This is a genomic window from Pseudoalteromonas sp. Hal040, assembly GCF_037162425.1.
GTDB lineage: Bacteria > Pseudomonadota > Gammaproteobacteria > Enterobacterales > Alteromonadaceae > Pseudoalteromonas > Pseudoalteromonas gelatinilytica.
The window spans coordinates 2,358,864-2,371,800 of the sequence record NZ_JARLUU010000001.1; the positions used below are offsets into that span (position 1 = coordinate 2,358,864).

The 12,937-nt window shown below is 40.4% G+C and carries 6 protein-coding genes and 1 pseudogene; 1 reads left to right on the forward strand and 6 read right to left on the reverse strand.

Annotated elements, in window-relative coordinates; all coding sequences use genetic code 11:
• Positions 1 to 16 precede the first annotated feature (16 nt).
• The 5 genes from P4S60_RS10925 to pgi form a co-directional block, all read right to left on the reverse strand.
• The gene (locus P4S60_RS10925) at positions 17 to 1,528 is read right to left on the reverse strand and encodes a tryptophan halogenase family protein (protein WP_337115980.1); all 1,512 of its coding nucleotides are present in this window, start codon (positions 1,526 to 1,528) and stop codon (positions 17 to 19) included.
• 286 nt (positions 1,529 to 1,814) lie between these two features.
• Positions 1,815 to 4,412, reverse strand: coding sequence for a TonB-dependent receptor (locus tag P4S60_RS10930; protein WP_152968941.1), 2,598 nt, complete (start codon positions 4,410 to 4,412; stop codon positions 1,815 to 1,817).
• 656 nt (positions 4,413 to 5,068) lie between these two features.
• Positions 5,069 to 5,779: a 6-phosphogluconolactonase gene (gene pgl / locus P4S60_RS10935; protein ID WP_058586230.1), complete on the reverse strand. Its 711-nt coding sequence runs from the start codon at positions 5,777 to 5,779 to the stop codon at positions 5,069 to 5,071.
• A gap of 5 nt (positions 5,780 to 5,784) precedes the next feature.
• Complete coding sequence (zwf, locus tag P4S60_RS10940; protein WP_337115981.1) at positions 5,785 to 7,257, reverse strand: glucose-6-phosphate dehydrogenase; 1,473 nt, start codon at positions 7,255 to 7,257, stop codon at positions 5,785 to 5,787.
• 269 nt (positions 7,258 to 7,526) lie between these two features.
• Entirely contained in the window at positions 7,527 to 9,173 is a 1,647-nt protein-coding gene (gene pgi / locus P4S60_RS10945) for a glucose-6-phosphate isomerase (RefSeq protein ID WP_337115982.1), read from the reverse strand.
• Positions 9,174 to 9,521: 348 nt separating this feature from the next.
• On the opposite strand from pgi, the pseudogene P4S60_RS10950 reads away from it, so the two are divergent.
• Positions 9,522 to 10,552, forward strand: a pseudogene (locus P4S60_RS10950) (LacI family DNA-binding transcriptional regulator).
• A gap of 71 nt (positions 10,553 to 10,623) precedes the next feature.
• Here the strand turns inward: P4S60_RS10950 and P4S60_RS10955 are convergent.
• Positions 10,624 to 12,879, reverse strand: a complete 2,256-nt coding sequence (locus tag P4S60_RS10955) for an aminotransferase class V-fold PLP-dependent enzyme (RefSeq protein WP_337115983.1) — start codon at positions 12,877 to 12,879, stop codon at positions 10,624 to 10,626.
• Positions 12,880 to 12,937: the final 58 nt, after the last annotated feature.

Genomic DNA, 12,937 nt, shown 5'->3' on the forward strand with positions numbered 1-12,937 from the left:
AGCTCAGTTAATCAAATTAGTACTTCTGTAAGCCAAATTTCTTTATTTTATCTAACAGTTCTCTGTGCTTAGGTAGCTCGCTTAATAACTGCTTGACGCGTTGCTGTTTAAATTCAGCGACTTGTTGATTGTCGCTCTGCTTAGATTGCTGTTTGGCGGGTACATAATGCATACCAAACAATACATATAAGTAGTTTTCTAAGTCGAATAAATCGAACTTACTGGCGAAGTCTTCCCGTACCGGTGTAAAGCGCTGCCAGCGTGCTAGATTATTTTTTAGTTTTTCTGATAACTGGTCAGTTTTTTTGTTATCACGCCAAAAGGCCGAATCAGTTCTATCCGAAATACAGTAATGCATTTTTATAAAATCGAACGTTTGTTGCCATACATAATTCACCTGCTGATTGTAATCACCAGCAACTAAGTTAATGTCATCTCGGGTACGAGGAAAACGTTTAGCTAATAACCCCGCAGAAAAGTCTGCAATTAAGATGGCAGTTGCTTCAAGTGGCTCAACAAACCCTTGCGACAAGCCGATAGCGACACAGTTTTTGTGCCACATTTTTTCTCTATGCCCTACCTTCATCGGGATCTTTCTTGGCGTTAAGTGCTCAAATTTATTACCTAAATAATGATGCAATTTAGCGTGTGCTTGCTCATCGCTCATATACTTAGATGAAAAAACAAACCCCACTCCTCTTCGCTCTGTGAGCGCAATATCCCAGATCCAACCAGCTTGGTGTGCCGTAGCAATAGTGTAAGGCGGTATTTCATCATCGCTTTGTGTCGGCACTTGTAATGTGATTGCAGTATCAGTTAATAAACTATCTGACTTATCAACAAAGCCCACCCCTAGTTTTTGCCCAATAAAGGCAGCCGAAAAGCCTGAGCAATCAATAATAAAGTCAAATTCTAAGGCGTTACCTTCAGAGTCGATTAGGTGTGTAATAAAACCTTGCTCATCACAGCTGACATCTTTAATTTCTGCAAACAGGTGTTTTACAGCAAAATGTTGCGTGGCATGACTTCCTAGGAATGCAGCAAACTTTTTAGCATCAAAATGGTAGGCATAGCCATTGATACCGGCATATTGTGGTGTTGCAATTGTTTTTGGTGCTAGATTATTTTCACAACACGCATGTTGCTTAGAAACAAAGTCTGCGTAATCATTACCGTTACCCTCAGCAAGCCACTGCTGCGTTAACTCCTCAGCGAATATATGTGGGTGATCAAATAAATGATGGTAAAAGTTAGCACCATGTTTGTGTTTATCTAGCCAATTTACAAACTTGATTGACTGTTTAAAAGTAACATCACATTCATTGATAAAGTCACTTTCACTGATGCCAAACTTTTGCAAAGAGTTGCGCATCGAAGGAACGGTTCCCTCACCGACACCTATGCTGGCAATATTCGGTGACTCGATTAACGTGATCTCAATGCCACTTTGCAAAAGCGCATGACCCAAATGGTTAGCGGCTAACCAACCAGCTGTTCCGCCACCAACAATTGCGATTTTTTTTATCATTTTTACTCGCCCACTTTTTATATCAATTCGCTTAATTAAATGGTCTATTTTGAGGCAATAAAACCTCGTTGATAACAAGGCAAAAATTTCGTTATTTAGTTGTGCTCGGCAATTGCTCCTGCATTGCTCTACCTTCTGTATCCATGCAGTCGTAAATCAGAAATTTTTAACGCAGGTAGCGACAGGTTTAATCCCTCAAAATACCTCAGTATTATTGCGGATTGGTATTACTCACAAAAAAGCCCAGTACGAGCTGGGCTTTCTTAATTTCGTTATCTAAATCAAATTAGAAACGTAGTGATACACCTAGCTTGTAGCGTGCTTCACCTTCAAAGCTCCATGCTGGGTAGCCGTTACGAAGCTCAGGTTTAACCTCAGCATCGCCTGTAGCAGTACCAATTTGGATACTATCTTCTTCAGTAATATTAACCGCTTCAAATGTTAAGTCTAGGTAGTCAGTCACAGCAAACTTAGCTGTTAGATCAAGCGTACCGTAGTCTTGATGCTCGCGATTACCATAGAAGTATGGTGCTTCACGAACCATATACTCTGAACGCCAGTTGTACGCTAAACGTACACTATAGAAATCTGCTTCATAGTAACCAACTAAATTAACCGTATGCTCTGAAGAGTCAGAGAATAATTCAATACGGTCAGGGAAGTTCTCCGCCGGAGCTTCTGAATCAACCCAAGTGTAGTTCGCTTGATAACCAAAGCCACTGTCGAAACCATCTTGAATTTGCAGCTCGATACCTTTAATCTCACCGCCAGAGCCAGTACCCTTTGTAGCAACAGTCCAATTATCAACACCTGAATCTGGATCTACAATACCTATGCTTTGATTCAGAATCTGATCGACTTTTGTAAATGAAGAAATATCTTTGATAAAGTAAGCCGCGCTAATCATGCCGTCACCATCAAAGTAGTATTCAATACCAAAATCAGCTTGGGTTGCTTTGAACGGTTCAAGTCCAATGTTACCAGTAGAAATTACTTCGTTACCAACAGTACCATCTTCATAACCAGAAAGAGATGATGCAGCAAACATATCGCTATAATTGGCACGAGAAATAACTTGTGCTGCAGAGAAGCGTAAAATCAGGTCTTCAGTTAAGTCAAACGCTACGTTTACACTCGGTAAAACTTCACTGTAATCAGCTTTTTCAGTGCTTAACCCATTACCATAACTACCATTCGCATCAAGAGCATAATAATCTGACTCAGCATCTGTAGAAACATATCTTAAACCAAAGTTACCGCGAATCCCTTCTGCCGAAAAATCAGCCATTGCGTATAAAGAGATATTTTCTTCTTGAATTGTTCCGTAACCAGACTTATAAGCAATTGACGTATTGTCGAAACTTGTAATAGCAGCATAACCATCACTAATCATTTGATCTAGGTTTGGCTCTGGTAGTGTATATCCTGCACCTGAAGAAACAGTGCCTGAATAATAGCGAGACGCATCGTATGCAGCGATTGAGTCAACTAAGTTTGCAGTATAGGTTTCTTGCTTAACTTCGTGATCAGCCCAGCGGAAACCTGTTTTGATTGCTGTGATAGCACCGAAATCTACAGGGATAGTTAAGTCGAACTGCGCATAAGTCTCTTCATCTGTGTTAGGTTGCTTTTTAAGTGCCCAACCTGCTGAAGAAAGTTGCCCTTGGAAGTCATCTGGAGTAAACGATTTATTGGCAACATCAATGTCAATTACATCACCAGTTGCATCGTATGTGCCTGCATAATCTGCCGGAGTACCTAACCAGAAACCATAGTTCGCTGTTAAATCTGTACCACCTTCAGATTGTGTATTACCCACTCGACCTTTAAGTTCGAAATTTTCGCCAGCGTATTTGAATTCAAAATCAACCGTATCCGAAGTCATTGAACCTGCGCGTGCCCACGTTTGTGCCCAACCTGGATTTGCTCCTTCTCCAGAACGACGATAGAAAGTACACGTGCCATCTACATTAACTTGTTCACAAGCAGCATCTTTATCATCAGGGAACATGACAAATAAAGAAGTATTCGCGTTATCAGCCGAAAGATCTAGGCTCATTACATTAAGGCCTAATTCTAAAGAATCAGTTGGACGGTATTGGAAAGCTGCATTGATAGCAGTACGTTCACGTTGTTGTTGGAATGTTGAAGGAACAATATCACCCCAACCAACTAATGACTCAATACCATTACGTTGGTAATTTGTTTCAGAAAATGCTGCTGAAACTAGTGCACCAAAGGTTTCTTCATCATTTTTCCAGCTATAAAGGCCAGAGATTTCAGGATCTGTTTCTTCAGAAATAGTGCCGTAGTCAGCTTTCACACTTCCGAAAAGAGTATTAGCGTCCAGATCTAAAGGCTTACGCGTGTTTACGATTACCGTACCACCGATACCACCTTCAACAAGATTCGCCTGAGATGATTTATAAACCTCAATGCCTCCAACCATTTCTGGTGGAAGTAATGTGTAGTTAAAGCTTCTATCGATAGATTGTTGATCATACCAGCCTGTTGAAGCAACTGAGTGGCCATTCAGTAAAGTACGTGTTAACTGTGCAGATGCACCACGAATTGACACTTGTTGACCCTGACCAAATGCGCGGTTAACAGCAACACCTGAAATACGACCAAGCGCTTCACCTACATCGCTATCAGGAAACTTACCGACATCTTCTGCAGATACAGCATCGACAACGCTGTCAGCGAAGCGTTTAGTATTCATTGAAGCTTCGAGTGAGCGGCGAATACCGCGGACTTCAATTACTTCAACATCTTCTTGAACTTTAGTTTCATCTGCTGCGTATGCAGCGCCAGTGAACCCAGCACTCATTACGAGGCCGATATTAACTGCTAATAAGCTTTTCTTAAAATTTTTAGCTAACACAGGATTCCCCTTGAATCATTTTGTTGGTTTTTTATATCACTTCTGCCCAGTGATGATGACAACGCTGTCATCTAGTAACAAACCATACACTCTAAATTACATTTGTGCTACATCTTTTTGGTTAATTTGTGCAAAAAATTTACAACGAAATAATCAAGCTATTGATATAACTAATATTTAATATTGAGTATTTAAGAATTGTTACAAATAAACGGCGCAAATATAGCATGAGTGATATTGCAGATGAAAAGACCAAAAGGATGAGTTTTTGAAATTTGCTAAAAATCACATGTGTTTTTGTAAGCTTTAGTTTCCACTGAGCATTTATTAAGCATAACTAAAAGTTATATAAAACCTGTTATCTAACAATAAATTAGCTTAAAAAACTACCGTGTTTCTAAAAGCACGCTGTCATGTACAAATTATTTTTAACTTTTTCTGGGCAGAATGAGTCAAAGGGAGTGTCGAGAATAAAAATCAATAACAATGACAGCGTTGTCATTTTAATTATATAGAGCCCTTTTGTACTTGTCTAACACTTTATCGGGCTATTTAAAGAAAACGAGTTTATGCAAAACTGCTCGTTAAAGGTGAGTATTCAAAAACAAAAAAGCGAGCATAATAGCTCGCTTTTGACATTGAGTTTAATCGGGCGATTAAGGCGCCCAATAAACTTCGATATTGATATGTGGGTGATTCAATACAGCACGTAAAGGCATGTCAGCAACTGCACCGCCCTCTTTCGCTTGCTTATAAACAGCGAGTTTTTCTTCACCGCTAATTAAAAGCTTCACTACTTTAGAATCTGCAATCGCAGCTAAAGTTAACGTCATACGCTCAGTGATTTTACCCGTCACATCGCTTTCAATGGCATTAATTGCACATACTAAATCATCTGTCGCTAGGCCATGTTCAAGACCTTCAGCATGCGGGAAAAGTGAAGCCGTATGACCATCAGGACCCATGCCTAAAATTGTCACATCAAAAGGACGCTTTAATGCTTTGTATGCAGCTTCACATTCAGCTACACCGTTTTGCGCCGTTAATGCGTCATTTTTCATTGTCACGAAATTAGCTGCTGCGCCATGGTTTTGTAATAACGTGCTTTTGATAAATGCTTCATTACTTTTTTCATGATCAGCATCAACCCAACGCTCATCAACCATAGCAACATCAATGTTTGCCCAATCAAGTTCAAGGTTTGATAAGTGCTTATAAGCAGGTGCTGGCGATGAGCCACCCGATACCATCAATACCGCGCGACCATCTTCTTTAATACCAGCAACAAGGCTTTGTTCAAGGCTTGAAGAAAGCTCAGCTGTTAATTCGTCTTTGTTTGCAAAGAATTTTTCAACAATTGTTGCCATCTTAATTACGCCTTATCGCCTGTGTTAAACCATACATGGTTGTTTTCTTCTAAAAGCTCATCTGCATCTTCAGGGCCCCATGTACCAGCACGGTATAACGATGGTGCACCTTTTTCTTGCCAACGCTCAATGATTGGGTCAATCCATTTCCATGCTTGACGAACTTCATCACGGTGAATAAACAGCGATGGGTTATTTGCTGCGGCATCTAACATTAAGCGCTTGTAAGCATCTGAATGGAAGCCATTACTATACGCTTGAGATAACTCAATGTTCATAGTTACTGGCTCTAGTTGCATCTCAAGGTTATCAAGGCGCTTAGACATCAGTGTTAATTGAATTGTTTCTTCTGGTTGCAGACGAATAACAAGACGATTTGGTTCAATGTTACCTACGTTGTCGGTATAAACGTTGTGAGACACTTTTTTGTATTCAACAACGATTTCAGCACAACGCTTTTTCATACGTTTACCAGTACGAAGATAGAAAGGCACACCTGCCCAACGCCAGTTATCGATATGCGCACGAATTGCAACGTAAGTTTCTGTTTTACTTGCACCTTCGTTTAATTCTTCTAAGTAACCTGGGACAATTTTACCGTCTAAGTTACCTGGCACGTACTGACCACGGACAATGTTTGCATCAACATCTTCCGCTACTAACGGACGTAGCGACTCAAGTACTTTTAATTTTTCAGTACGGATGCTGTTTGCGTTTAATTTGTTTGGTGATTCCATTGCCACTAAGCAAAGTAATTGTAGCAAGTGGTTTTGAACCATATCGCGTAATGCACCTGCTTTATCGTAGAAACCAGCGCGGCTTTCTAGACCCACTGTTTCTGATAAGCTAATTTGGATGTTATCGATTGATTTAGCATCCCATAGGTTTTCAAACAGTGAGTTTGAAAAACGCAGTGCCATTAAGTTTTGTACGGTTTCTTTACCTAAGTAATGGTCAATACGGAATACTTGCTCTTCTTTGAAGTATTCAGCAATTTTTGCATTGATTGCTTCAGCAGACTCACCACAGTAACCAATTGGTTTTTCAACAACAACACGTGATGTTTCTGTGATTAAACCTTTCTTAGATAAGATTTCACAGCAGCTACCGTAAACCGCAGGTGGTAATGAAAGGTAAAAAACACGAGACTTATCAGCATCGTGCTCATTAAGAATATCTCTTAGTTTATCCCAGTCATCGTCGGCTTCTGTCACATTAGATACAACGGGTACAAGGTAAGCTGAAAACGCTTTCCAATCTTTTGCGTTGTACTCACCTTTACCTAAAAAGTCTTGTAACGCTTTATGTGCTGTTTCGATGTATTCTTTACGTTTGCTTTCTTCGCGTACCGTAGGAAGGATACGAGAACCTTGAGGAAGGTTGCCCTCTTGATAAGCGCGATACATTGCAGGAAGTAATTTGCGTAACGCAAGATCACCGCCGCCCCCAAAAATTACGATATCAAATGGATTTAACATATATCACTCTCTACATTGGCAATGCCATGTTAATCGACTCATGCAGTATGGCAGTGCGTGTTGTTATCTGGTTGATTTGGCTGTGTTAGATGATCCCTTTAACAAAGCCTGTTGAATTTGTTTGTAAGTAGCTTACTCATTATTCTTATTTTGGCTGAAGTAAATGAGTCTTAGGGGCTCTGTAAATCCTCTCACAAAAATACAGGCCCTAAGAACTCCAGCGCTACCCGTTCAAAGGTATTCGGTTTGCAGCTGTTGCTGCGAATCTATTACTGCTTACGATGTGTTTTATAGTAAGCGATCAGTCCATTGGTTGAGCTGTCGTGTGGATGACTTACTCCGTCATCAAATAATTCAGCTTCAATTTTAGAGGCAAGTCCCTTACCTAGCTCTACACCCCATTGGTCAAATGAGCAGATTTCTAAGATAATGCCTTGGCAGAAGATCTTGTGCTCATAAAGCGCAATTAAACGTCCTACCGTTTTCGCATCAACTTTATCTAATAACATTGACGTTGTTGGGCGATTGCCTTGGTGAATCTTGTGATTCAATAATTCTGCAATTTCTGCTTCAGATTTACCTTTCGCGGTTAAATCTGCAGTTACTTGCTCTGCATCAACACCGGCCATCATAGCTTCGGTTTGTGCAAAAAAGTTTGATAATAAAATATCATGGTGCTTACCAACATTGACTTGCGGCTCAATTGAAGCAATAAAGTCAGCAGGTACAATCACATTACCTTGGTGCAGACATTGGTAAAAAGCATGTTGGCCATTGATACCTGTCATGCCCCAAATGATTGGAACCGTCGTGTAAGGAACCGTTTCACCAGCAAAAGTAACATGTTTACCGTTACTTTCCATCTCACCTTGCTGCAAATACGCAGGTAACATGTGTAGTGCTTGGTCATACGGTAAAATAGCTTGCGCCGTATAGCCTAAAAAGCTTGTGTTCCAAACACTTAAAAGCGCCATTAACAATGGTACGTTATTTTCAAATTCAGCATTTTTAAAATGCTCATCAATTTCAAACGCACCTTCTAGGATCTCTTCGAACGCGTCGAAGCCTAGGTACAGGGCGATTGGTAATCCTATCGCACTCCATAAAGAAAAGCGACCGCCTACCCAATCCCACATTGTGAATACGTTTTCATCAGCGATACCAAAGGCCGCTGTTTTTTCTAAATTGGTGCTTACAGCGACAAAGTGCTTAGCAATATGCTCTTGTGCTTGGGCTGTTTGTAAAAACCACTCAACGGCTGATTTAGCGTTAGTCATGGTTTCTGAGGTGGTAAACGTTTTAGATGAAATAACAAATAATGTTGTCTCAACGTCTAAACCTTGTAATACAGATGCAATCTGAACACCATCGACATTTGATACGTAATGCACATTTAATGTGTCATCAGCATAAGCAGCAAGTGCCTCAGTTGCCATTTGCGGACCAAGGTTTGAACCACCTACACCAATTGCAACAATATCTTTTACAGCTTTACCTGTGTAGCCTAACCACTCGCCACTGCGTACTTTACCAACAAAGGCTTTCATTTTAGCAAGTTCAGCGTTAACAGCGTCTGTTACGTTTTCACCATCAAACATTACAGCTGTGTTAGCACGGTTACGTAAAGCAGTATGAAGTACCGCACGGTCTTCAGTAATGTTGATTTTCTCACCACTGAACATTTTTTCACGCCATGCGCTAATGTCACACTCTTTCGCTAAAGCAATAAGCTGTTCAAAAACCGTTTTATCAATTTGTTGTTTTGAGTAATCGAATAATACGCCTGGGATTTGAGCTGAGAATTGCTCGAAACGCGTGCTATCTTTGGCAAATAAATCTTTAAGATGAATTTGTTTCATCTTCTTGGCACTTTCAGATAGTGCTTGCCAACTAGCTAATTGCGAACGGCTGCTCATATATATAATCCCCTCAAAACTTGCAACAAACTGATTATTAACTATCTTTTTATTAATGTTGAATAAAGACAGCAATTAAAAACACGATGAAAATTAACACTAAGTTAAAATGACAACGCTGTCAATGTTCTACTTTTACATTTTATAGTCGAGATAATAGCGCAATTTTTCTCTTTTGACACCGGTATCATAAAAATTATCTCAATTATTTTACTGCTAATTTGGTAGAACATTAGATACACTAACCAACTTATATTAAATATTAATGTACCTATTAAGAAAAAGCGCTCTGGTGAACACTTTTCGATATTATTATAATACAAATATAACTAACTATAAAGTAACAGTATGAAAGTAACCATAAATGATGTAGCCAAGCTCGCGGGTGTTTCAATGAAAACCGTGTCGCGAGTAATAAATAAAGAGCCATCGGTCAGAAAAAAACGTACGACATAGTGATGGACGCTGTTAACACGTTGAACTATCAACCAAACCTTGCAGCTCGTAACCTAGCAGGCACATCGTCTTTTACTGTTGGTTTAGTTTATGACAACCCGAATGCTTATTATGTCATCGACATGCAAAATGGTGTGTTGTCGCGCTGTAAAGAAGAAGGCTATGAGCTAGTAATTCATCCGTGTAATTACCTTGATGGCAACATGGAAGAAGATTTTAAAACCATGATCAAGCGCTCTCGCTTGGCAGGCCTTGTATTAACGCCACCGCTGTCAGAGCAAAATAGCATTATCGATATGCTTGATGAAATGGGCATTCACTATGTACGCGTACTCTCTGGTCGCCCTACAGAAGAAGACCAAGACACTTGTATCTATGTGAACGACTACGCCGTCGCGTACGAGATTACTTCTCACCTACTGTCGCTTGGGCATAAAAATATTGGTTTTTTATGTGGTGACAAAGAACATAAATCAACAACTGAACGCTTAGAGGGTTATCAGGCCGCATTAAAAGATCACAGCATCTCGATGAATGATGAGCTGATCTACGAAGGCCAGTATTCTTTCGAATCAGGTGTAGAAGGTGCAAAAGCATTGCTGGGTGAGAATAACCCGAAAAACATCACTGCCCTTCTTGGCGGTAACGATGAAATGGCAGCAGGCGCGTTATTTGCCTCACGCTTAATGGGAATTGAAATTCCACAGCAGTTATCAATTACCGGCTTCGAGGACTCACCGTTCTCGCGTCAGACTTGGCCTAAACTCACTACAGCTCATCAGGCGAATGATGTGATTTCGCAGCATGCAGCGCGTTTACTGTTTAGAAAAACCCGCGGTGCACGAAATCAAGATAAAGACATCATCACGACCTTTACCCCTTCATTAGTGGTACGGGAAAGCTCAGGCCCAACCTCAGCTTAATTTATGCAAGTTACGAAAAAGCCGCTAGATAGCGGCTTTTTAATGACTAATTTATATGTACTTACTAAATATTATAGCAATGCTAAACCGCCATTTAAGTTATAAACGTTTTCAAACCCTAACTGCGACAAGTTGTTTGCCGCTTGTTTAGAACGGTTACCACTTCGACAAACCAAAATGTAGCTATGGTCTTTATCAAGCTGCCCTTGCACGATAGCGTTTGCCATACGGCTCAGTGGAATGTTGATCACTTTGCTATCAGCAACAGTGAATATTTCAGCTAAATTATTCGCACCATGCTCATAAGGTTCGCGTGTATCAATTAAGTAAGTGGCTTTATCATCTAGCATTGCTTGAGCATCACTTGCAGCAAGCTGTTTCATTGGCGTACTTTCAAGTGTTTCAACATAGCCACATAAAGAGTGACTCATTGAATGCTTTTGCTCATCAGCTTGTTGCTTTAATTCAACAAACTCATCATCTGATACTTGCTCGTTTAATAGATTTGCTAATAACGGCGTCGTTGCCTTTTGTGCATGCCAATCCATAGCAAAACACTGCTGATAATCATGACCAGAACAAATCACCGTTGAATCTTGTACTTCCAGTGCAAGCTGTTTTAACGACGAGGCCATTTTTGCTGCATCGCCGCCGCTAATTGCCGTATTGCCCAAGCCACCTGGTAAAATTAAATCACCACAGAAACAATAGCTAACATTACCACTTAGCGTATCTTTCAATAAATAGCTAACACTATCGTCACTGTGACCCGGTGTCGCAACTTTGCTTAAACGTGCACGGCTTAACTCGATAGCTGCTGAATTTTTAGGCCAGCCAAGTTCATCTATTTCATTAGCAACATAGCGCTCTGCTAGCTCTTTGGTTAATAGACAGCGAGCCGATAAACGCTCTTGGTGATTATGCGTATCGATAATTGCTTTTACTGTTAAACCTTGAGTTGCGACAATTTTCGCCATACGCGGAATAAGCTCAATAATGGGATCAATCACCACTGCATTTTTATCGCTGTCGACATAAAGCCAACAGCACGCTGCTTGATGGCGCAGTTGTGTTAAGCCAATCGCACAGACTTCTTGCTGAGGCGATGTACTATCAGACACAACCAAACAGTTTGCTTCTAGAATTGGTTTTAAAGAACGAATTTTATCGCAAGCAAAGTCAATTTCTTGCTGGCTTGCAGCTGGGCCGAATGACATGCGAATCGCATTTTCACTTTGCCAATCACTGGCTCCCATCGCATCTAAAACAAAACTACGATTTGCACCTGAGCTACACGCAGAGCCGCCACTCACACGGATACCCGCAGCATCAAATAAATCCATTACTTCTTTACTGGTTAATTCGTTCACCGCAAAGTTCAACGTTGTTGGCACTGAATGCTCAAAACTGTGGTTAAAGGTAATACTGCCAAATGTATCTAATAGCGCACCCAGTAATTGATCGCGATAAGCATGTAACTGCTCAAGCGGCTTAAATGTTTGATTTTGTTTATCAAGTAATAAAGAGAACAGCTTATTTAAACCAGCAATACCGGGTAAGTTCTCTGTACCTGAACGCATTCCGCTTTCTTGGCCGCCACCGGCAATAAATGGCGTATACGCACTGCCTTTACGAATATAAAGTACACCAATGCCTTTAGGCGCATACAATTTATGACCAGAGAATGGGGCATAATCAATGGTTGTTTGGCTTAGCGCCAAGTTGGTTTTGCCTAATGCTTGTACACAGTCAACCATCCAAGCCACATTATTATTTTCACTACGAATAACTTGCTCAATAGCGGTTAAGTCTTGGAATACACCAGTTTCGTTGTTGACTGCCATAGTACAAATCATCAGTGCATTCGCAGCATGTTTACGAATAAACTCATGATCTAAAATACCATTTTTATCAACAGGGATTGCTAGCACCTGAGCGTTGATATCAAGCACACTGTTCCAATGCTTGAGCGTATTTGGCACCGCTTTGTGCTCTGTTGCACCATACAGTAATACCGGGTTTTCAACTTGATGATTTTTAGCTGCAATCAGTGTTGAAACAACCGCTGTTTGAATACCTTCGGTTGCACCTGAGGTAAATAAAATATCACCATCAGTCGCGCCAATAACTTCACGCGCTTTATTACGTGTTTGCTCTAATAAGTGTTTTGCTTGAATACCCGTAATATGAGAGCTTGATGGATTACCAAAACACACTCGCATCGTGTGCGAAACCACATCGGCAATTTCAGGAAGTACAGGAGTCGTTGCATTCGCATCTAAATAAATTTGCTGATTAGCATCGTCAGGAAGGTAAAAATTTGCCATGTAAAACGCACCATATTACTAAAAGATATATCTTATAACCTATTTTACATTTTTCACG

What these genes read in the sequence shown, in the direction of transcription:
- P4S60_RS10925 (WP_337115980.1), bottom strand. Translation starts at nt 1,528, where the DNA reads ATGATAAAAAAAATCGCAATTGTTGGTGGCGGAACAGCTGGTTGGTTA.
- pgl (WP_058586230.1), bottom strand. Translation starts at nt 5,779, where the DNA reads ATGGCAACAATTGTTGAAAAATTCTTTGCAAACAAAGACGAATTAACA.
- zwf (WP_337115981.1), bottom strand. Translation starts at nt 7,257, where the DNA reads ATGTTAAATCCATTTGATATCGTAATTTTTGGGGGCGGCGGTGATCTT.
- pgi (WP_337115982.1), bottom strand. Translation starts at nt 9,173, where the DNA reads ATGAGCAGCCGTTCGCAATTAGCTAGTTGGCAAGCACTATCTGAAAGT.
- P4S60_RS10955 (WP_337115983.1), bottom strand. Translation starts at nt 12,879, where the DNA reads ATGGCAAATTTTTACCTTCCTGACGATGCTAATCAGCAAATTTATTTA.